Annotated in this window: 23 protein-coding genes; 15 read left to right on the forward strand and 8 right to left on the reverse strand. The window is 40.2% G+C overall.

Annotation, left to right across the window (positions count from 1 at the left end; genetic code table 11):
• Positions 1 to 39: 39 nt before the first annotated feature.
• The gene (locus A7P54_RS04765; protein WP_151715239.1) at positions 40 to 669 is read right to left on the reverse strand and encodes a hydrolase; all 630 of its coding nucleotides are present in this window, start codon (positions 667 to 669) and stop codon (positions 40 to 42) included.
• Positions 670 to 793: 124 nt separating this feature from the next.
• Between A7P54_RS04765 and yaaA the strand changes: the two genes are divergently transcribed.
• Genes yaaA through A7P54_RS04785 form a run of 4 tightly spaced genes read left to right on the forward strand, consistent with a single transcriptional unit; the run spans position 794 to position 3,197 of the window.
• Positions 794 to 1,576 carry a peroxide stress protein YaaA gene (yaaA, locus tag A7P54_RS04770; RefSeq protein WP_171548826.1) on the forward strand — a complete coding sequence of 261 codons (783 nt, stop codon included), beginning with the start codon at positions 794 to 796 and terminating at the stop codon, positions 1,574 to 1,576.
• 21 nt (positions 1,577 to 1,597) lie between these two features.
• Positions 1,598 to 1,861 (forward strand): hypothetical protein, encoded by a 264-nt coding sequence (locus A7P54_RS04775; RefSeq protein WP_005313397.1) that lies wholly within the window; start codon positions 1,598 to 1,600, stop codon positions 1,859 to 1,861.
• Positions 1,862 to 1,870: 9 nt separating this feature from the next.
• Complete coding sequence (locus A7P54_RS04780; RefSeq protein ID WP_171548827.1) at positions 1,871 to 2,491, forward strand: metal-dependent hydrolase; 621 nt, start codon at positions 1,871 to 1,873, stop codon at positions 2,489 to 2,491.
• 13 nt (positions 2,492 to 2,504) lie between these two features.
• Positions 2,505 to 3,197, forward strand: coding sequence for a hypothetical protein (locus A7P54_RS04785; protein ID WP_171548828.1), 693 nt, complete (start codon positions 2,505 to 2,507; stop codon positions 3,195 to 3,197).
• 63 nt (positions 3,198 to 3,260) lie between these two features.
• Here A7P54_RS04785 and A7P54_RS04790 read toward each other — a convergent pair whose 3' ends face one another.
• From A7P54_RS04790 to A7P54_RS04810, 5 genes are all read right to left on the reverse strand, one after another.
• The gene (locus A7P54_RS04790; RefSeq protein ID WP_004639328.1) at positions 3,261 to 4,046 is read right to left on the reverse strand and encodes a thiazole synthase; all 786 of its coding nucleotides are present in this window, start codon (positions 4,044 to 4,046) and stop codon (positions 3,261 to 3,263) included.
• 23 nt (positions 4,047 to 4,069) lie between these two features.
• Positions 4,070 to 4,267: a sulfur carrier protein ThiS gene (gene thiS, locus A7P54_RS04795; protein WP_005204241.1), complete on the reverse strand. Its 198-nt coding sequence runs from the start codon at positions 4,265 to 4,267 to the stop codon at positions 4,070 to 4,072.
• 9 nt (positions 4,268 to 4,276) lie between these two features.
• Positions 4,277 to 4,642 carry a DUF423 domain-containing protein gene (locus A7P54_RS04800; protein WP_004806592.1) on the reverse strand — a complete coding sequence of 122 codons (366 nt, stop codon included), beginning with the start codon at positions 4,640 to 4,642 and terminating at the stop codon, positions 4,277 to 4,279.
• A 107-nt stretch (positions 4,643 to 4,749) separates the two neighbouring features.
• Positions 4,750 to 5,619 (reverse strand): RNA polymerase sigma factor RpoH, encoded by an 870-nt coding sequence (gene rpoH, locus A7P54_RS04805; RefSeq protein WP_004653896.1) that lies wholly within the window; start codon positions 5,617 to 5,619, stop codon positions 4,750 to 4,752.
• Between the two features lie 131 nt (positions 5,620 to 5,750).
• On the reverse strand, positions 5,751 to 5,990 hold the full coding sequence (locus tag A7P54_RS04810; protein WP_004806594.1) for a sulfurtransferase TusA family protein: 240 nt from the start codon (positions 5,988 to 5,990) through the stop codon (positions 5,751 to 5,753).
• 357 nt (positions 5,991 to 6,347) lie between these two features.
• Here A7P54_RS04810 and A7P54_RS04815 point away from each other — a divergent pair, with 357 nt between their 5' ends.
• The 3 genes from A7P54_RS04815 (at position 6,348) to fba (ending at position 9,069) form a co-directional block, all read left to right on the forward strand.
• Positions 6,348 to 6,560, forward strand: coding sequence for a cold-shock protein (locus tag A7P54_RS04815; RefSeq protein WP_004653893.1), 213 nt, complete (start codon positions 6,348 to 6,350; stop codon positions 6,558 to 6,560).
• 109 nt (positions 6,561 to 6,669) lie between these two features.
• On the forward strand, positions 6,670 to 7,821 hold the full coding sequence (rhlB, locus tag A7P54_RS04820) for an ATP-dependent RNA helicase RhlB (RefSeq protein ID WP_004806597.1): 1,152 nt from the start codon (positions 6,670 to 6,672) through the stop codon (positions 7,819 to 7,821).
• A 210-nt stretch (positions 7,822 to 8,031) separates the two neighbouring features.
• Positions 8,032 to 9,069 (forward strand): class II fructose-bisphosphate aldolase, encoded by a 1,038-nt coding sequence (gene fba / locus A7P54_RS04825; RefSeq protein WP_004653891.1) that lies wholly within the window; start codon positions 8,032 to 8,034, stop codon positions 9,067 to 9,069.
• Positions 9,070 to 9,173: 104 nt separating this feature from the next.
• Here the strand turns inward: fba and A7P54_RS04830 are convergent, their stop codons facing one another.
• Both A7P54_RS04830 and lptD read right to left on the reverse strand, forming a co-directional pair.
• Entirely contained in the window at positions 9,174 to 10,487 is a 1,314-nt protein-coding gene (locus A7P54_RS04830) for a peptidylprolyl isomerase (protein WP_171548829.1), read from the reverse strand.
• Positions 10,487 to 12,961: an LPS assembly protein LptD gene (lptD, locus tag A7P54_RS04835; RefSeq protein WP_033132925.1), complete on the reverse strand. Its 2,475-nt coding sequence runs from the start codon at positions 12,959 to 12,961 to the stop codon at positions 10,487 to 10,489. The genes A7P54_RS04830 and lptD overlap by 1 nt, the downstream gene beginning before the upstream one ends.
• 118 nt (positions 12,962 to 13,079) lie before the next feature.
• Here lptD and A7P54_RS04840 point away from each other — a divergent pair, with 118 nt between their 5' ends.
• From A7P54_RS04840 to msbA, 8 genes are all read left to right on the forward strand, one after another.
• Positions 13,080 to 14,093: a phosphotransferase gene (locus A7P54_RS04840; RefSeq protein WP_171548830.1), complete on the forward strand. Its 1,014-nt coding sequence runs from the start codon at positions 13,080 to 13,082 to the stop codon at positions 14,091 to 14,093.
• Complete coding sequence (gene murU, locus A7P54_RS04845) at positions 14,093 to 14,782, forward strand: N-acetylmuramate alpha-1-phosphate uridylyltransferase MurU (RefSeq protein ID WP_005204230.1); 690 nt, start codon at positions 14,093 to 14,095, stop codon at positions 14,780 to 14,782. Before A7P54_RS04840 ends, murU begins: the two co-directional genes overlap by 1 nt.
• Before the next feature lie 174 nt (positions 14,783 to 14,956).
• Positions 14,957 to 15,592, forward strand: coding sequence for a 16S rRNA (guanine(527)-N(7))-methyltransferase RsmG (gene rsmG / locus A7P54_RS04850; protein WP_004806608.1), 636 nt, complete (start codon positions 14,957 to 14,959; stop codon positions 15,590 to 15,592).
• 18 nt (positions 15,593 to 15,610) lie between these two features.
• A complete protein-coding gene (locus tag A7P54_RS04855) occupies positions 15,611 to 16,393 on the forward strand; it encodes a ParA family protein (RefSeq protein WP_005204229.1) in 783 nt (260 codons plus the stop codon).
• A complete protein-coding gene (locus A7P54_RS04860; RefSeq protein WP_033132922.1) occupies positions 16,390 to 17,277 on the forward strand; it encodes a ParB/RepB/Spo0J family partition protein in 888 nt (295 codons plus the stop codon). Before A7P54_RS04855 ends, A7P54_RS04860 begins: the two co-directional genes overlap by 4 nt.
• Positions 17,278 to 17,373: 96 nt before the next feature.
• Positions 17,374 to 18,003, forward strand: a complete 630-nt coding sequence (locus A7P54_RS04865) for a MotA/TolQ/ExbB proton channel family protein (RefSeq protein ID WP_004806614.1) — start codon at positions 17,374 to 17,376, stop codon at positions 18,001 to 18,003.
• 14 nt (positions 18,004 to 18,017) lie between these two features.
• Positions 18,018 to 18,446: a biopolymer transporter ExbD gene (locus A7P54_RS04870; protein WP_004806616.1), complete on the forward strand. Its 429-nt coding sequence runs from the start codon at positions 18,018 to 18,020 to the stop codon at positions 18,444 to 18,446.
• Positions 18,443 to 20,170 carry a lipid A export permease/ATP-binding protein MsbA gene (msbA, locus tag A7P54_RS04875; RefSeq protein WP_004806618.1) on the forward strand — a complete coding sequence of 576 codons (1,728 nt, stop codon included), beginning with the start codon at positions 18,443 to 18,445 and terminating at the stop codon, positions 20,168 to 20,170. Before A7P54_RS04870 ends, msbA begins: the two co-directional genes overlap by 4 nt.
• Positions 20,171 to 20,172 lie beyond the last annotated feature (2 nt).

Below are 20,172 nucleotides of genomic sequence, written 5' to 3' on the forward strand. Positions count from 1 at the left end.
CAAAACACGTATATTTTTCTTAGTAATTTGTTGTTAAGTCTATAGTTTTAAAAAGCGAGCAATCACTTGGCGTAACTGTTTTAGATAACCAGTAAAGAAATGATTGGCGCCTGGCAAAATCGTGATCGGATGTTTTTGTGGCTTTGCCCACGCGATCATATCTGAGAGCAGGGTAATATCATCCTGCTCACCATGTACAAATAAGATATCGCCGTCAATTGCAGGAGTTGTGTAGTGGCGTAAATCCACCACCGAACCTGTAGGTAAGCCACATAATACCAATTGCTTAGGACGTAATTCATCGCTGAGTTGTGCTTGGCATTTTGCGAGAACATGAGAACCAAAACTGAAACCGCCTGCATAGAAGGTAAGTCCTGCATGTTTTGCACGGGCATATTCAATCACGGCCATAATATCATCAGTTTCGCCATGCCCTTGGTCGTGAGTACCTTCACTGCCAGCTAAACCACGGAAGCTAGGACGATACACCACGCACCCCATCTCATTAAAAATCTGAGCCAGTAAAACAGGGACTTTATGATGCGGTGTACCACCTTGCAAAGGATGTGGGTGGCAGACGACAGCAAAACCTGTGATTTCACCTTGGGGCTGATCAACAAACATTTCGATTTGACCAACAGGACCTTGGATGAATAATTGCTCAGACATAAGATATGCAATGGATAATGGAAGAATCCACTATTTTACCGATAAAACTGAACGAGAACACGAATTGGCATTAAAAATTATCAACTGTTATAGTTTCACCAAGATAAATTTATTTTGATTGATTATGCTTGCTTTAATTTCTCCTGCTAAAACACTCGATTACACCACAGCACTTCCTACAGATACACATACTCAACCACGTTTGTTGGCGCAATCACAGCAATTGATTGATGTTTGTCGCAAGCTTTCTGCGACAGAAATTGCATCGTTGATGACCGTGAGCGAGAAAATTGCCAATTTAAATGTAGAACGTTTCCATGACTGGAATGCAGATTTTGATTTTTCCAATGCACGTCAGGCCTTATTTGCGTTTAAGGGAGATGTGTATACCGGTTTAGATGCTTATCATCTAAAAGATCAAGATATTGATTTTGCCCAACAGCATTTACGTATGCTGTCTGGTCTTTATGGTTTATTACGTCCATTAGATTTAATGATGCCGTACCGTTTGGAAATGGGCACTAAATTAAAAAATACACGTGGTCATAATCTATATGAATTCTGGGGCAGTATTATCACCGATCAAATTAACCAAGATTTAGCTGAAATTGATGCAAAAGTGTTGGTAAATTTGGCCTCTGACGAATATTATAAATCTGTGAATGAAAAGAAAATTCAGGCAGAAATTATCAAGCCTGTATTCTTGGATCAAAAGAACGGAAAATATAAAGTCATCAGTTTCTATGCGAAAAAAGCGCGTGGTCTGATGGCAAGATACTTGATTGAGAATAAATTAAGCCAAGTAGAACAATTAAAAGCATTTGATAGTGAAGGGTATTACTTTGATGCTGAAAGTTCATCGAATAAAGAATTGGTCTTTAAGCGAGATGAACAGCACGCAGCTTAGGTTTGCCTTAGGCAGGGTGGGATGTTAACCAAAGAACATTTATTAAAACACGCGATATCGTCTGATCAAGTTTGTGTCAAAGGACACCTGACCGAACCTCGAAGTTACGGGGTGTATGCATTGCCGCTTGATCGAGACGGTACTCGACGATTCCGATTTGGTAATCATCCTATGCGCCAACAGGAACTAAAACATGAGTTTGGTTCCTGTACCTTGTATCAGCTTTTTCTAGAGCGTAAAGATGCTGAATCATTGGCAAAGTGGCTGAATAAAGAAATCCAATGAGGATGAGCAATGCCGCAATATTTAACTTCATTAGAAAAATCATGGTTTGAGCTGCATCAGCATTATCATTTTTCTGAACCGCAGAAAGTTTTTAATAAGTTGATTGCTGCCTACAGTGAAAAGCAGCGGGCTTATCATACGCTGCAACATTTGTATGAATGTCTAGTTCTAGTTGACTCGATTCGAGCTGATTTAATTGATGCACATGCAGTTGAGTTAGCACTTTGGTTTCATGATGCGGTTTATGATCCACAAGCAAAAGATAATGAGCTAAAAAGTGCCGAGCTATTCGAGCAGTATTTGGCTCAAGATTTATCAATTGATATTGTTCAGAAGATAAAGCAGTGGGTTATTGCCACGCAAAAGCACGAGTCGACGAATGAGTTGGATTTGCAGTTTTTACTGGATATTGACTTAGCGATTCTAGCGGCTTTGCCAGAGCGTTTTGCGGAGTATGAGCAGCAGATTCAGCAGGAGTATGCTTGGGTAGATCCAAATGTTTATTCGATTAAAAGAAAACAAGTTCTAGCGCATTTTTATCAGACAGAACCGCTGTATCAAACGGAACATTTTCAACAGAGTTTGGAGCCAAGGGCGAAGCAAAATTTAAATCGAATATTAAACATTTAGAATTGAGAGAATCATGGATCAGCTAATTCAAACATTGAAAGAGCTAGCGAAACAGCATCCGTTAGAAAAATATTTTATATGGGAGTTGCCAGAAAGTAATCCATTACCAATCCCTGTACATCTTGCCTCCGTATTTGAGCAAAATATTTATTTAAAACATAATTTCAATTCTTTATTGAATTCAGATGATTTAGCTGGTCGGTACTGGTTGATTCAAGAGTGGGGAGGTATACGTTCTTTTAAGCAAAATCCTAAAAATGACCTGTTATTGCTTAAATTTGAAAGTGAACTTACAAAAGGTGCTTTAACAAGAACTACTTTTTCAGTGATCTCTTCTTTATCAAAAGTCGCATCATTTATGGATGATCAGGCTTATGCAGTTTATGATTCCAGAGTCATTTATTCTTTAAACTGGTTGTTGTTTAAATATTCAACATTAAAGGAATTTTATCCTCAGCCGGTCGGAAGGAATGCTGATATAACTCAATATGAACTTAATACGATTTTTAATTTGTTTGATGGTCCTGTGAACTATAAAACTCATCGCATTGCTTATCATGATTATTGCCAATTAATGAAAAAATTATCGATGGAAGTGTATGCTAAGAGTGAGCCTTATTGGGCTGAAATGCTTTTGTTTATCCTTGCACCAAAATATATTGTGAATGATATAAAAAGCTCATTGCAGATAACATTAAAATGCTAGAAAGAAATGAGTGTTTTGGCGATTAAAAAAGGGAGCAAATAGCTCCCTTTGCTTTTTCTTTTCTTACTTAAAGAAATAACCTGTCTCAGGCGAGCTGGCATTGGCCATACGCTTACGCGGCATACGACCCGCTAAAAATGCTTCACGACCTGCTTCAACCGCTTTTTTCATGGCAGAAGCCATTAAAATTGGATTTTGTGCAGCAGCAATTGCTGTATTCATTAATACGCCGTCACAACCGAGTTCCATTGCAATGGCAGCGTCACTGGCGGTACCCACACCTGCATCCACCAACACAGGAACCTTAGCGTTCTCTTTGATGATTGAAATGGTATGTGGATTCAAAATACCAAGGCCAGAACCAATCAAACTACCCAAAGGCATGATCGCAACACAGCCCATACTTTCAAGTTCTTGAGCAACAATTGGGTCATCCGAGGTATAGACCATGATTTCAAAGCCATCATCAATCAAGGTCTGCGCAGCTTTAAGTGTTGCAGTCACATTTGGGTATAAAGTTTTTTCATCACCGAGCACTTCTAACTTCACCAGATTGTGACCATCAAGCAGTTCTCGTGCCAGCATACAGGTACGAATCGCGCTATCTGCATCAAAACAACCTGCTGTATTCGGCAGAATCGTGTATTTTTCTGGTGGAATCACTGAAAGCAAATTCGGCTGATCGGCATGCTGACCAATGTTTACACGACGAATTGCAACTGTGACAATTTCAGCGCCACTGGCTTGAATGGCTAAATCAGTTTCATTGAGATCTTTATACTTACCCGTTCCGACCAATAAACGAGATTGGAAAGTACGTGAACCAATAATTAAAGGGGAATCTTGCATGGGCTTACTCCATTTTTAGCCGATTAGCCGCCACCAACAGCTTGAATAATTTCAATACGATCTTCAGGAGCAATCGTCGTTTGCTCAAGTCTACTTTTCGGAATAATCTGTTGGTTCTTCTCTACAGCAAAGCGTTTGCCTTCTAAGGCTAAATTCTGAATCAATTGCTGTAGGTTTTCACAAGACGTGTCTGTTGACTCGCCATTTAAATAGATGTGCATGATCAATCCTTATTTCGCATGCTTGATTGCTTGCCATGCGAGTAACAGCCAGCCCGCTATCATAAACGCACCGCCAATCGGTGTAATCGCACCTAAAATGCGAGGTAGGCCGAGCGCCATAATGTACAACGAACCGCAGAAAAAGATGATACCAATTTGGATCAAAATAAAAGGAATTTTTATTGGAAATGTTGCTGTAGTTTTATGCAGGACGCCTAAGATAAGCAATCCAATCGCATGATAGAAAAAGTATTGAGTTGCTGTACCCCACCAAGTAAGTTGTTCTGGGGTTGCAAAAGATTTGAGTCCATGAGCACCAAAAGCACCCAACATAACTGCAAGCGCGAGGTTAAGCGCCGAGATAGCTATCCACATAATGATAATGGAACTGGAAATTTGATGAACAAAGTTAACATATTCGGGTGCTTAAACAAAGCCAGATAAAACAAAAGGGCATTAAAGCCCTTGTGTTTGATTCGATTTTAGCTTGCTGACATGGCGGTTTTGATTTTTTCCATTGCATTCTTTTCAAGCTGGCGAATACGTTCTGCGGAAACATTATATTCTGCAGCCAGTTCATGCAAAGTTGATTTGTCATCATCTAACCAGCGACGTTGTAAAATATTCCGTGAACGATCATCAAGCTGATCCATTGCCTCATGTAAGGCAGTGGTGCTTTGTTCTTCGTAGTCTTCTTCTTCAACTAATCGAGCAGGATCGTAACGATTATCCTCGAGATACAGTGCAGGTGCTGTATGTGGTGTATCGTCATCATCATCGCCTTGAGCTTCAAAAGCAGCATCATAAGCGGTTAAGCGACCTTCCATTTCGAGCACTTGCTCTGGTGTGACATTCAAATCATTGGCAATTGATTTCGCTTCTTCCAAAGTGAGTCGTTTGCTTGATTTTTTAAGACTACGTAAGTTAAAGAATAATTTACGTTGTGCCTTGGTCGTTGCGATTTTGACAATACGCCAGTTACGAATCACATATTCATGGATTTCGGCTTTAATCCAGTGCACTGCAAAAGAAACTAAGCGAACCCCCATATTTGGATCGAAGCGTTTGACCGCTTTCATTAATCCAAGGTTACCTTCTTGAATGAGATCGCCTTGTGGCAATCCGTAACCTGCATAACTACGTGCAATATGGACAACAAAGCGTAGGTGTGACATTACCAATAGTTTGGCAGCATCAAGATCTTGGTCATAATAATAACGCTCAGCAAGTTCTTTTTCCTGCTCGGCCGTTAGAATTGGAATTTGATTGACAGTACTGATATATGCACCAAGGTTTACGCCTGGCGCAGACAATGACAGGGGCATCAATTGATTGCTGCTGTCAGTAGTCATGGAGTCTCCTTATAGGATGGTATTTAAGTCAACAATTTCATCTTAATGCGAATGTTCTTCATCACTAAGGAAATTTGAGTATAAAAATGTAAAGTTATCTAGTTTATCTTTAGCTAGAGTTTAGCAAAGAATCACGTAGATTCAATTAAATAGTGAAATTCACGATCTGAAATTTTCTGAGTTAAACATTGAAGTTGCTGAATTTGGCAATATCGTGTTACATCAATTTCACTATGTGGATCAGAAGATTTCAATAGATATTGTTGTATGCCGTTGGCTTTCTTTAAGGCGCGCTTCAACATCAATAGTGGCATTGGGCAAGGTTGCCCTAAAGCATCAATAATGATGGGTGTGTTGGATGTGTTGGTCATATACGATTAAATCACTTCATTCAAAATTATCTTAACAAATTTTTGCGTAATTTTTGAGAGAAAAATTTCATTAAAAAAACAGCTAAATTATTGAAAAAAACAGATAGAAACATCGGAAATAACTAAAAATAATTCTATTAATTGTGATAAACCCATGATAAGCTCGATGCGTTTTAGAAAGTTGTTTAATGCAAATTAATTGTTTTAAACTCTATAACAAATGGATGTAACCGGAAATTGTTGATAGTTTTACAGAATGATTACAAGCTTTAAAATTATAAATATTTTAAAACCTTGTTGGCTCTGCTGTTTGCAACACCGGAAGGTCCTTATCTTTCAATATCTGAGGATTGACTTATGACAGCTCGTGAACAAGGCGTAGTAAAGTGGTTTAACGACACTAAAGGCTTTGGTTTTATTCAGCGTAATGGTGGTGATGACGTATTTGTTCATTTCCGCGCAATTATGGGTGATGGCCACCGTTCTTTACGTGACGGCCAACGCGTAGAATTCAGTGTTGTTCAAGGACAAAAAGGTTTCCAGGCTGAAAACGTTCAGCCTTTAGACTAATTTGTTGCCTTAACGCAATAAAAAACGCCCCAATCTTATTGGGGCGTTTTTATTTTTTATGGTTTATAATAATGACTTTCTTTTGGTCGTTGATGGTTCGAGAGCATATATGACATCTGGTTTTGAAACCTTAAATTTACATCCGCAGTTGAAGAAAGCGATTGATGCTTTGGGTTTTACACAAATGACCCCAATTCAGCAAAAGGTTTTAAAATATACATTAGCAGGGCATGATGCTATTGGTCGAGCACAAACAGGCACAGGAAAAACAGCTGCCTTTTTGGTTAGTGTGATCAATGATCTACTCAATAATCCAGTTCAAGAGCAACGATTCCGTGGTGAGCCACGTGCGTTAATTTTAGCGCCGACACGCGAGTTAGCATTACAGATTGAAAGTGATGCGCAAGCATTAACCAAGTTTTCAAACCTACATCTAGTAACCTTATTGGGCGGCGTAGATTTTGAAAAACAAAAGAAAATGTTGGATCGCAACTTTGTTGATATCATTGTTGCAACACCAGGCCGTTTGATCGATTTTGTGGAGCAAAAAGAAGTTTGGTTGGATAAAATTGAATTTCTGGTGATTGATGAAGCAGATCGTTTGTTGGATATGGGCTTTATTCCATCGGTTAAACGAATTGTTCGCTTTTCGCCATTTAAAGAACAACGTCAAACTTTGATGTTCTCTGCGACGTTTAGCTATGATGTTTTAAATCTTGCACGTCAATGGTTGTTCGAGCCTGTAACGGTAGAAATTGAACCTGAGCAAAAAACCAATAATGATGTTGAACAACGTGTTTATGTGGTTGCTAAACAAGATAAATACAAGTTATTGCAAGATATTTTGCGTGAAGAGCCAATTGATAAAGTCATGATCTTTGCAAATCGTCGAGATCAGGTACGCCGTTTGTATGACCATTTGAAACGTGATGGTTATAAAGTTGGTATGTTATCTGGTGAAATTGCACAAGATAAGCGTTTAAAGATGCTAGATCAATTCAAACAGGGTAAGAACAATATTATGATTGCAACTGATGTTGCTGGTCGTGGTATTCATGTGGACGGTGTTTCGCATGTGATTAACTTTACTTTGCCTGAACAGTCTGATGATTATGTGCATCGTATTGGACGTACAGGGCGTGCTGGCGCTCAGGGTGTCAGTATCAGTTTCCTGTCGGAGGATGATGCATTCTATTTGCCAGAAATTGAAAAAGCGATTGGTAAAAAATTACCATTAACGCGTTTAGAGGGTTATTGCTAAGTCTTGATCCATTTTATTGGATGTATTTAAGCGCAATATCTTTTAAGAAAAAGGCCAAATCAGACTGTGATTTGGCCTTTTTGATTATTTAGTCAGAATAACAACTCAAATTACACAAAAGATTAAAGATTTTTTTATAATTACTGTGATTATTTGCTGAATTGAAATAGATCAGCATGTAGAATATGGCGCATTACCTGGGAGGATATTATGGCTCTAATTTCAATGCGCCAGCTCTTGGATCACGCTGCAGAACATAACTACGGCGTACCAGCGTTTAACGTAAACAACTTAGAACAAATGCGCGCAATCATGCTCGCTGCAGATGCAACGAATTCACCTGTTATCGTGCAAGCTTCGGCTGGTGCGCGTAAATATGCGGGTGCACCATTCTTACGTCATCTTATTTTAGCTGCGATTGAAGAGTGGCCACATATTCCAGTGGTAATGCATCAAGATCATGGTACAAGTCCTGATGTTTGCCAACGTTCAATCCAATTGGGTTTTAGCTCAGTGATGATGGATGGTTCATTGGGTGCGGACGGTAAAACGCCTACAACCTATGATTACAATGTTGATGTAACTCGTCGTGTTGTAGCGATGGCACATGCTTGTGGCGTTTCAGTTGAAGGTGAGATTGGTTGCTTAGGTAGCCTTGAAACTGGTATGGCGGGTGAAGAAGATGGTGTGGGCGCAGAAGGCGTACTTGACCACTCTCAGCTGTTAACTTCAGTTGAAGAAGCAACTCAGTTTGTTGCGGATACCAATGTTGATGCTTTGGCGATTGCTGTCGGTACTTCGCACGGTGCGTACAAGTTTACACGTCCACCTACAGGCGATATTTTGGCTATTGACCGCATTAAAGAAATTCATGCTGCGTTACCAAATACGCATCTTGTAATGCATGGTTCAAGCTCTGTACCACAAGAGTGGTTAGCTGTGATTAACCAGTATGGTGGCGATATTAAAGAAACTTATGGTGTGCCTGTAGATCAGCTGGTAGAAGCGATTAAGCACGGTGTACGTAAGATTAATATTGATACCGATTTACGTTTGGCTTCTACTGGCGCAATGCGTCGTATGATGGCTGAAAAACCAAGTGAATTTGACCCGCGTAAATTCTTTGGTGAAACAGTTGAAGCAATGAAGCAAATCTGTGTGGATCGTTATAATTCATTTGGTACATCAGGTAATGCAGATAAAATTCGTCCAATTTCTTTAGAGAAAATGGTTGATCGTTACAAATAATCAATTTGTAAGGTAAAAAAATAGCGGCGATTGCCGCTATTTTTTTACCTTTAATTTCGGGAAGAAAAATGCCAGCGAATTGCTGGCATTTTTCTTAAGCTGGTTTATTTCTGTTGTGCTTTAGAATCTAAGTTGGCATCTTTGATTTCAACGTAGGCATTCGCACGAAGTTCACGCATCCAGCTATCAACTTCGGTATCGAATTGACGCTCACCTAAGATTTGACGCGCCATACGTTCTTGTACTTCTTTGGTCATGTCTTGTTCACGTGTATCTGTGACTTGCAAGATATGCCAACCGAACTGGCTTTGGAATGGTTTGCTGATTTGTCCAACAGGTGTCTCTTTCATCACCTTTTCAAACTCAGGAACCATTACACCTGGGCTCACCCAACCTAAGCTACCGCCATCACGAGCAGAACCAGTATCATTAGAATAGGTTGCAGCAAGTGTTGCAAAATCATCACCCGCTTTAGCACGGTTGTATAGGCTATCGATCATTTGCTTAGCGCGATCTATGCTTACAACTTCAGACGGTTGGATCAGGATATGGCGTGTCTGGTATTGAGAGACTAATGCTTTTTGTTCGTTTTGCTTACGTTCAAGTAGCTTTAATACATGCACACCATCACGAACATTGATTAACTCGGTGGTTTGTCCAACTTGAAGTGGGGCAATACGTGCTGAGAGTTCCGTTGGAATTTCTGATAATGAGCGGAAACCCATGTCGGCACCATCGACTTTTACTGAAGCTGTTGATAGCTTAGAGCTAATCGATTTGGTGTCATCACTTGTTGTGAGGGATTGTTTTACCTGTTGCGCGACTTGCTGTACTTCATTGTTATTTTCACCCGAAATGCGCATGTGAATCACATGGACTTGAGTGCCTAGCGCAGCTTGACCTTCTGGGGAGTTTAAAAAGTTTTCAACATCATGATCACTGATTTTAATACGTGACATCACTTGTTGCTGACGTAAACGACCAATGGCTAAGTCTTCTGCGACACGGTTGCGTAAGTTTTCATATGTACCCGGTGCAATTGCATCTAACTTTTGTTGAAATGCTTCAAGAGTATTTGCACCTGATTGATTTGCGACTTTTAGTACGGCAGCATTTAAGCTCTTTTCATCAGGCTTAATGCCATAACGCTTTACTTGCTCTAATTGAGCTTGGCGAATGATGAGTTGATCAAGCACTTGCATTTGTAAATACTGTTGTGGGGGAACAGTTTTGTTTTGTGCTTTCAACTGGTGTTCTGTTTCAGCAATCCCTTGTTCTAAATCACTTTTAAGAATGACACTACTATCTACAATGGCAACAACCTCATCCGTAGGCTGTGCAAAGCTTTGCATTGATGAAGAAATTAGGGCAGCGAGAACAGTTGCTTTAAAGATATGTTGAAAAGGTTTTATCTTCATTAACGTTGTGTCCAAGATTGATTAATTTTGTTGAAACCTAAAACTCTGTTTTCTAGGAGAGAAGCAAGCTTATTGTTTAAAGCGCCGAGACCTTTCAGGGTGAATTCAGCCATAACAGCATTCTTTTTACGAACGCCTGGGGTGTTTGGATCATCCAGATCATTATAATAAGAACGACCATAAACTGAGACAGCCCAACAACATGACTCGTAATTTACACCAAGTAAATATTCACGCATCACATTGTTGTCAATGTCGTATTGAGCATGACCCATAATACGCCAATTGTCTTTTACAGGTTGTATAAAGGATGCAACAACTTGGTCATAAGAATCTTGTCGATCTGGGATATCTTTACGGTAAAAATAGCCTAAGTTGTAAAGATTACCTTTGTCACCCGTATAGTAGGCTTGGAAATCTCGCTGTGCATTTTCACCATTCGACATCCATGCAGAGTTAGATGTGATGGTAAAGTTCTGATTAAGCTGGCTTGATAAACTAACAATAGGGCCTGTACGTGTTTGGGTATCAAACTCATCGAGTTTTTCATTCAGACTGACACGGCGGTCACTAAAGTAATAACTTTGACCAATGCTTGCTTTAATGCGCTCTAGGCCTTCAGTATCTAGCAAGCTATAAGTCACACCGAGCGACAAGAAATTATTGTCATCTAGACGGTCATGCCCATAGAAGCGATATGGGTTGAACAGTTGATCATAGTTGATCGACGCTGTAGTCGAATCAAAGTTTGGATGATCATCTTGGTTCTTATAAGGTGAGTACGCATAAAAAGCACGAGGAGAAATACTTTGTAAGTATTTACCTTCTTTCTCGAACGTTAAGCCTGTGGCAAGCGTGAATTGAGGAACAACAACTGATTTTTCTAAATCATCAGAAGCAGACAGTCCACGGCCTTCTTTTGAGTCTTGATCGTAGAAGGTGTTAATACTACGTACAGAGACTTCTGGAACGACATAGAACCAAGAAGGGGTTAAATAGTTGTAGCGAACTGCAAACTGGTTGTAGATACGCGTACCACTTGATTCTAGCGCAGAACCATCATCTACAGACTTTTTGAAATAAGCGGTATCGTTATTAAACTCGTATTGTAGACCTTGTGGATCACCAGTAACGTAGTTTAATAAGAATTGTGGAAGTCGGGCATAAGGCTTATCGACATCTTTAATGGTTTTATCTAGGGTTTGGAAATCTTCAACCTTCAACTGAGCTTTAAGGCCAGGAATCCCATTTTGGTAATTCAGTTCCCAAGCACGGCGTAAATTTAGATCGGTTCGTGTGTTCGGGTTGTTATTGAAGTCTGCGAAGTAATCTTTATCTGATGCGTAGTTATATTCTAAATTGGTCGACCATTGATCATCGATTTTCCAATTGTGAACAAAATGAAGGTCATCACGTGCTTCGCCGCCATATTGATCATCTTTGGCGATATAGCCTCCCCAAATACGACCAGAACCAAAGTTTTCAGTCATATAGCGGAAGTCAGCATCTAATTTCGGGCCACGTTTGCTCATGTAGCTCGGGGTGAGTGTGAGATCATAGTTTGGCGCAAGATTGAGATAAACAGGGGTGATTAACTGCGCACCACCATCATTGCTATAGCCAAAATTTGGACTCAATAAACCCGTAGTGCGTCGATCATCAATCGGAAAGTTGAAATATGGAACTGCAAGTATAGGTACATCTTTGACATAAAGCTTGGTGCCGCGGGTTACACCGCGACCTGTATCTTGGTTTAGCTCAATTTCTTTGGCCTGAATTTTCCATGCAGGTTTTTGCTCAGGAGGACAAGCGGTATAGCTCGCGTCCTTAAAAATGACTAAATTCTGATTTTCCCGTTTTATTTGACTGGCATGGCCATGCGCATGCTGTTGTTCAGAGATATAGAAACTATTGTTTAAATCACCAGTCTGGGTTTTTAAATTATAGTTAATCGCATCACTTTGGGTGAGTAATCCTGATTGAGCAACCTGAACACGACCTTCGGCATTGGCAAATGTTTGTGTCGAATCGATTGTAACTTGATCAGCACGAATAGTTCGGCCTTCTTGATCGATGACAACATTGCCTTGTAAAACAGAATCACCTGTCGGGTTGTAATGTCCATAATCAGCGGTGAGCACAGAAGTGGTCGTATTTGCATTACCAGCCTTTGTTTCAGGGTTGATTGGGGTGACCCAAGTCCCTTGGCAAAATGAAGAGCTTAAATAACGATTGTCACGTAATTGCGCTTCTGGTGCAGATTTATCTACATAATATTGCTGGAAAAAACTTTCCCCAGGATAACTTTCTTGGTTTTGCTGTTCTTGATTCTGTCGAATGGCAGCTTTGAGCTGTTTATTGTCAAGCGTAGAGACAGCATCAGCTTGCGCCGCGAAACCTGATTGAATCGAGCCGCCGCACAAGAGTGTCAAAATAGCTGTTGCTAAAGGATTAAATTTAAACTGATGTTTCATTGTCTCATTAACCAATACGCTAATTCACAATTAATTATTGTCGCATCATAGAGAAAAAGTTGATAAGTGGCTACACTTAAGCTTTCAAAATCTCAGCTAGTTTTAGATTTTATTGCAAATGAATACACAACGTGAACAATTGATACAAACTTGGCTTCAAGCCACTCTCCAATCTGATCAATTTGAGATCAACTTTTTAGCAGGAGATGCAAGCTTTCGCCGCTATGCGCGAATTACGATACAAAACAAAACATATATGCTCATGGATGCGCCTCCTGAAAAAGAAGATTGTGCACCATTTGTCAGCATTGATGAGTTTTTTGATAAAAATGGTGTGCGAGTTCCACATATCGTTGCGAAAGACTTAACCTTGGGTTTATTACTGCTTGAGGATTTTGGTGATGTTGTTTTATCAACATTACTCAATGATCAAACAGTTGATCAGTACTATGCACAAAGTTTTAAGCAGTTGATTGAATTACAGCAGATCGATGGTCATGCGCAATTGCCAGCTTATTCTTATGAAAAGTTAATGACGGAAATGCGTCTGTTGACAGAGTGGATGTTGCCATCATTAAACATTCAGCCGACAGAGCAGCAGTTGGAAACGATAGAGCAGGCATTTGATTTCCTTGCGATCGAGGCGACTAATCAACCGCAAGTGATTGTACATCGTGACTTTCATAGTCGTAATTTGATGAAAATCGAAGATGAGCACGAGCTTGGTGTAATTGACTTCCAAGATGCAGTGATCGGTGCGGATACCTACGATCTCATCTCGATTACGCGTGATGCTTATGTGCAGTGGAATGCTGGGCGTGTCTATGAATGGTTTGAAGTGTTCTATAACTTATTGCCAGCTGCAGCGAAAGAAAATCGTAGTTTTGAGCAGTTCAAGCGAGATGCAGATCTGATGGCGATCCAACGTCACCTGAAAATCTTGGGTATCTTTGTGCGTCTATTTGAACGTGATGGCAAATCAGGTTATTTAAAAGATTTACCGCGCGTGATGTGGTATTTGCTTGAAGAAAGCCAAGGTTATGATGAACTGAATGACTTTATGCAGTTCATTCGTGACATCGTGATGCCGAAGTTTATTGAAAAATATGGTCACTACGAGGTTGCAGCATAATGAAAGCAATGATTCTTGCTGCAGGCCTTGGTAATCGTATGCGACCATTAACCTTGCATACGCCAAAACCTTTACTGGAAGTCGGTGGGAAGCCACTGATTGTTTGGCATATTGAGAAGTTGCAAAAAATCGGCGTCACCGAGATTGTCATTAATACGGCTTGGTTGGGTGAAAAACTTGCTGCTGCTTTAGGTGATGGCTCTCAATTTGGTGTAACTATTTTATGGTCACACGAAGGTGAAGGCTTGGAAACAGCAGGCGGCATTATTAATGCTTTGCCATTGTTGGGTGATGAACCTTTTATTTTGGTCAATGGTGATGTCTGGACCACAATGGATTTTTCTTCATTGTTGAATGTTCAGTTGGAAGATAAACAAGTACATTTAGTCTTGGTTGAAAATCCACCTCAGCACTTAAAAGGTGACTTTATCCTAGCGAATGATTTAGCTTACACTTTTGAGCAAGAGCAATTGGGTGAAGCCTTAACTTATAGTGGTGTTGCTGTTTTCGCACCACAGATGTTTGCAGGTTTGGAAAATGGCAAACGACCTTTAGCGCCATTATTGAAACAAGCCATGCAGCAGCAGCAAGTTTCGGCTGAAAAGTTGCAAGGAATTTGGGTGGATGTTGGTACACCTGAGCGTTTGGAGCAGCTTGATCAACAAATCAAGCAGGGCGCGTTTGCATAATAAAAAATGCTTTGTCTATCTGTGCTTTGCATAAGAAAAGACAAAAACTTAAAGGATTGTGCAGTTTATCATGCTTGTAAATGATTAACTGCATAATCGTTCAACAAGTCCTGCTGTGCCTTGTATCAGAAATCGGTATACTGCACAGCAAGTTTATCGAGATGTCGCACTGTTATGCATCCTTTTTTTCAAGAATTAAAGCAAGGTAGCCAAGCTTTAGGTCTTAACCTAAGTGAAGAAGCCCTAACACTCTTATTGAAATATCAAGATGCGCTAGTGCTATGGAATAAGGCATACAATTTAACGGCAATTCGCGAGCCGAAAGAAATGCTGGTTAAACATTTATTAGATAGTTTAAGTATCTTAAATGATTTGCCTCAAGGCCGTTTGTTAGATGTGGGTACGGGCGGTGGTATGCCGGGCATGATCATTGCATTATGCCAACCAGAACGTTCTTGTGTACTATTAGATTCGAATGGGAAAAAGATTCGTTTCCTGAAGCAATTTATTGCAGACTTAAAACTGAAAAATGTAATTGCAGTTCAAACACGTGTTGAAAATGAAGACAGCATTGGAGAACTTGGTCAGTTTGATGTCATTACAAGTCGAGCATTTGCTTCATTGACCGATTTTGTAGATGCAGCACAACCATATATGCATGAACAAAGTATCATTGCTGCAATGAAAGGCTTAATCCCAGAGGATGAAGTTGAGCAGATGAAAGATCAGTATTCATGTAAGATCATTGAACTGCGTGTGCCAAGATTGGATGAACAGCGTCATTTACTTTTACTTCAACGTATTCAATAAAAAATATTAAGGGTAGTCATGGCTCAAATTATTGCGATTGCAAACCAAAAAGGTGGTGTGGGAAAAACCACGACAGCAGTCAATCTTGCTGCCTCTTTGGCGATCTTGAAAAAACGTGTCTTGTTGGTCGATATGGACTCACAAGGGAATGCCACCATGGGGTCTGGTATTCAAAAGAATGATTTACTTTATTCAGTCACAGATGTGTTATTGGGTGAAGTGCCGATTGAAACGGCGATTCAAAAAGCTGAAGTGGGTTATAAGGTTTTAGGTGCAAACCGTGAACTTGCGGGTGTTGAACTTGCCATTGCAGAACAGGAAGGGCGAGAGTTCATTCTTAAAAATGCACTGCAAGAAGTCGATTCTGCATTTGATTATATTATTGTCGATTGTGCACCAAGCTTAAGCCTGATCACTGTGAATGCCTTGGCTGCCGTGAATGGGGTAATTATTCCAATGCAATGTGAATACTATGCTTTGGAAGGTTTGGCTGATCTTACACAGACCATTGACCGTATACAAAAAGCCCTTAATCCAAACTTGGAAATCGTTGGGGTATTACGTACCATGTATGATGCTCGTAATGCGTTGACCCGTGATGTGTCTGCTGAGTTAGAGCAATATTTTGGTAAAAAGTTATATGAAACGGTAATTCCTCGAAATATCCGTTTAGCAGAAGCACCAGCCCATGGTTTACCTGTGATTTATTTCGAGAAAAGTTCCAAAGGTGCGATTGCATATTTGAACTTAGCCGCAGAAATGTTGAAGAAAAGTAAAGTGAAAAAAGGAAGTGCTGTATGAGCATCAAAAAACGCGGATTGGCTAAAGGTCGTGGTTTAGATGCGCTATTGGGTTCAATTCAAAAAGAGAAATTGCAACTTGAAGCACAAGCCTTGGATCATGGTCAACTCAAGCAAATTGATGTCAATTTATTGAAACGTGGTGAATATCAACCACGTAGTTTTATCCAAGAACAAGATTTACAAGAGCTTGCAGCATCAATTGAAAAACATGGTGTGATGCAACCGATTGTGATCCGTCCTGTGGATGATGAGCAACATCCTTACGAAATTATTGCGGGTGAACGTCGTTGGCGTGCTGCCCAATTAGCAGGTTTGACTGAAATTCCTGCGATTGTGCGTGACTTAAATGATCAAGTCGCAATTGCATTGGCTCTAATTGAAAACATTCAACGACAAGATCTCAATCCGATCGATCAGGCAGTTGCTTTACAGCGCTTTCATGATGAATTTGGTTTAAGTCATCAAGAAATTGCAGATACGGTGGGTAAGGCGCGTACAACGGTGAGTAATCTGTTGCGCTTGTTGAGCTTAGCTGATCCGATTAAAGACCTAATACAACAAGGTCAGATTGATATGGGACATGCCCGTGCAATTCTGACTTTGAAGCCCAAAGATCAAATTGCAGTTGCGCAAATCGTGATTGAAAAAGGTTTGTCAGTACGTCAGACTGAACAGTTAGTTCGTGAGTGGAGTGAACCAAAGCCTGAAAAGGAAAAGGCCCAAATTTCTCCAGATATTGAACAATTGACTCAGAAACTTTCAGAGCGTTTCGGGGCAAATGTGAAAATTGACCATAACCAAAAAGGTAAAGGGAAAATGGTCATTCATTACCACTCATTGGATGAGTTGGATGGAATCCTCAATATTTGTTTACCTAACTAATATTAAGGGTGGATTTGTTAGTCGCTTTCGAGGTTATTGAGTGATTAATGAATCCGAATCTATCCTTTTATAGTTTAAATATTATTGGGGAATAATATGTGGGAACTTGTGAAAGCGGGTGGTTGGTTAATGCTGCCCCTCATTCTCTCATCAATTTTTACGGTTGCGATTACACTTGAACGATATATTCGTTTAAAACGGTCACAAGTTTTGCCGCAGGCGTTGCTTGTTAATGGTTCGGATGTTGAATCGGTGATTGCTCGTTTACAACAAGATGATGCAGCAAAAAGCCCACTAGGTCGTATTTTAAAAGCGGGTTATGAACATCAAGATCAAGGCGAACAGTTCGCGCGTGCTCAGATGGAAGCAACGGCCTCACAAGAAATCAGTCATCTCGAAAAAAATATCAATTTCTTAGGCACTTTGAGTGCAATTGCACCTTTATTGGGATTGCTTGGAACGGTCCTCGGGATTATTGAATCATTTTTGGTGATTGATGTTGGCTCTGCTGGTAATGCCAGTATGATGATGCCGGGTATTTCTAAAGCCTTGATTACAACCGCTGTCGGGATGTTGATTGCGATTCCTGCAATGATTGCTTATCGCTATTTCCAGCGAGTTGTGCATGAATATATTGCTGAATTAGAGCAACAATCGACTTTGTTTCATGCTGCGCTTTTTTATAAAAAAGCAGCACATGTCCAAGAACACCGTCGTGCAAGCTAAGCCGAGGTGCTCGTATGAAGTTTAAGCGCTCTCAAGTTGAAGATATTCATATCAATTTGACACCAATGATTGACTGTATGTTATTTATTTTGGTGTTTTTATTATTGTCGACGACATTTAGTCAACAAAGTCGTATAAACCTGACATTGCCAGATGCGCAGGGTGTTCCACCTAAACAATTCGATCACAAAATTGAAATCATGGTAGACTCCACAGGGCATTATTCTGTGAATGGTCAAGCGTTATCAAGTAAGGATATTGCGGATTTAAGCACGGCAATTAAGCAGGTTGCACAAGATCGTCGTGATTTTATGTTTATTATTGCGGCTGATGCCAAAGCTGCGCATCAAGACGTAATTCGTGTGATGGATGTTGCAGGTCAACTCGGTTTTGTTAACGTCAATATCAGCACTAAAGTTCCAACGAGAGGTTTTACTGAGTGAATCAGGATTTTAAGGTATATGTCCGTTTAATATCGTATTTAAAATCTTATTGGGGCGTTGCCTTATTAGTCTTGCTTGGCTTTGGAATCAACGCGGCGACGGAGGTTTCTGTCGCAAAGTTGCTGAAATACATTATTGATGCCATCCAAGAAGGTAGTCGTACAAACTTAGATTGGTTTCCAGCGCTGATTGTTTTACTGATGTTTTTCCGTGGTGTTGGTCTATTTCTTGGTGGATATTTTTCCGCTGTTATTTCGCGTAGTTTGGTGTTTAGTATCCGTCAGGAAGTCTATGCAAAATTGTTAAGGCTTCCAGCGCAATACTATCTTGATAACAGTGCGGGTCATATCAGTGCCAAGTTGATGTATAACGTAGAGCAGTTAACAGCTGCTTCTTCTGAATCTTTGCAGACACTGATCAAAGATGGTTTGATTGTTATCGGCCTATTAAGCTATCTCCTTTATACCAACTGGCGTTTAACCCTTTGTATCGTGGTTTTCATGCCATTTATTGGAATATTGGTCAGAATCGCATCGAAGAAAATGCGGAAACTTTCGATCCAAGTCCAAAATACCATGGGTGATGTGAACCATGTGGTTCAAGAAACCATTACCGCTAACTCGGTTGTGAAGAGTTTTACGGGTGAGGCGTTTGAACAAAAACGTTTTTATAAGTCCTCAGAAGAGAACTTACGCCGTGGTTTGAAAATGGTGGTGGTACAAAATATTAACAGCCCAATTATTCAGCTGTTATTATCGATGGCGATGGCAATCATTCTTTGGTTAGCGTTGCGTCCTCAAGTATTTGGAGATACCTCAGCGGGTGAGTTTATTTCATTCATTACCGCAGCGGGCTTGATTTCTAAGCCAGTGAAGAACCTGACTGATATCAATGAAAAACTACAACGTGGGCTGGCAGCAGCACATTCGGTCTTTGAATTATTGGATATGCCTGAAGAAGTCAATAATGGTCAACTTAAGCCTGCATTGAAAGGGAATATTCAATTTGATCATGCCAACCTGCGTTATGATGATGGCACCCATGCGATTAAAGACTTCTCTTTGGATATTAAGGCGGGTCAAACTGTTGCACTGGTTGGGCGTTCGGGGGCTGGGAAAACCTCATTGGTCAACATGCTGCCACGCTTTCAAGAGTTAAGCGAAGGGCAAATCTATTTTGATGGTATTCCTGTTCAAGAGATTGAGTTGGCTTATTTGCGCTCACAAATTGCAACAGTGAATCAGCAAGTGGTGTTATTCAATCGTTCAGTACGCGATAACATTGCTTATGGTCAGTTACAAGACTCAAGTGATGAACAAGTGATTGCCGCTGCTAAAGCTGCTTATGCACATGACTTTATTATGAACTTGCCACAAGGCTATGACACGATTCTAGGTGCCCAAGGTTTAAACCTATCAGGTGGCCAGCGTCAACGTATTGCCATTGCAAGAGCAATTTTAAAAGATTCTCCGATTTTAATTTTAGATGAAGCGACCAGTGCTTTGGATAACGAATCTGAATACTTCATCCAACAAGCATTTGATGAAGCTATGCAAGGTCGTACCACTATCGTGATTGCTCACCGCTTATCTACAGTTGAAAATGCAGATGTCATTGTGGTGATGGATAAAGGTCAGATTATTGAGCAAGGTACCCATGCTGAGCTACTAGCAAAACATGGCATGTATTATCAGCTTCATCAACGCAATTTTGAGGAAAACTAAGT

Source organism: Acinetobacter sp. Ac_3412, from assembly GCF_013072675.1.
In the GTDB taxonomy this organism is placed as follows: domain Bacteria; phylum Pseudomonadota; class Gammaproteobacteria; order Pseudomonadales; family Moraxellaceae; genus Acinetobacter; species Acinetobacter higginsii.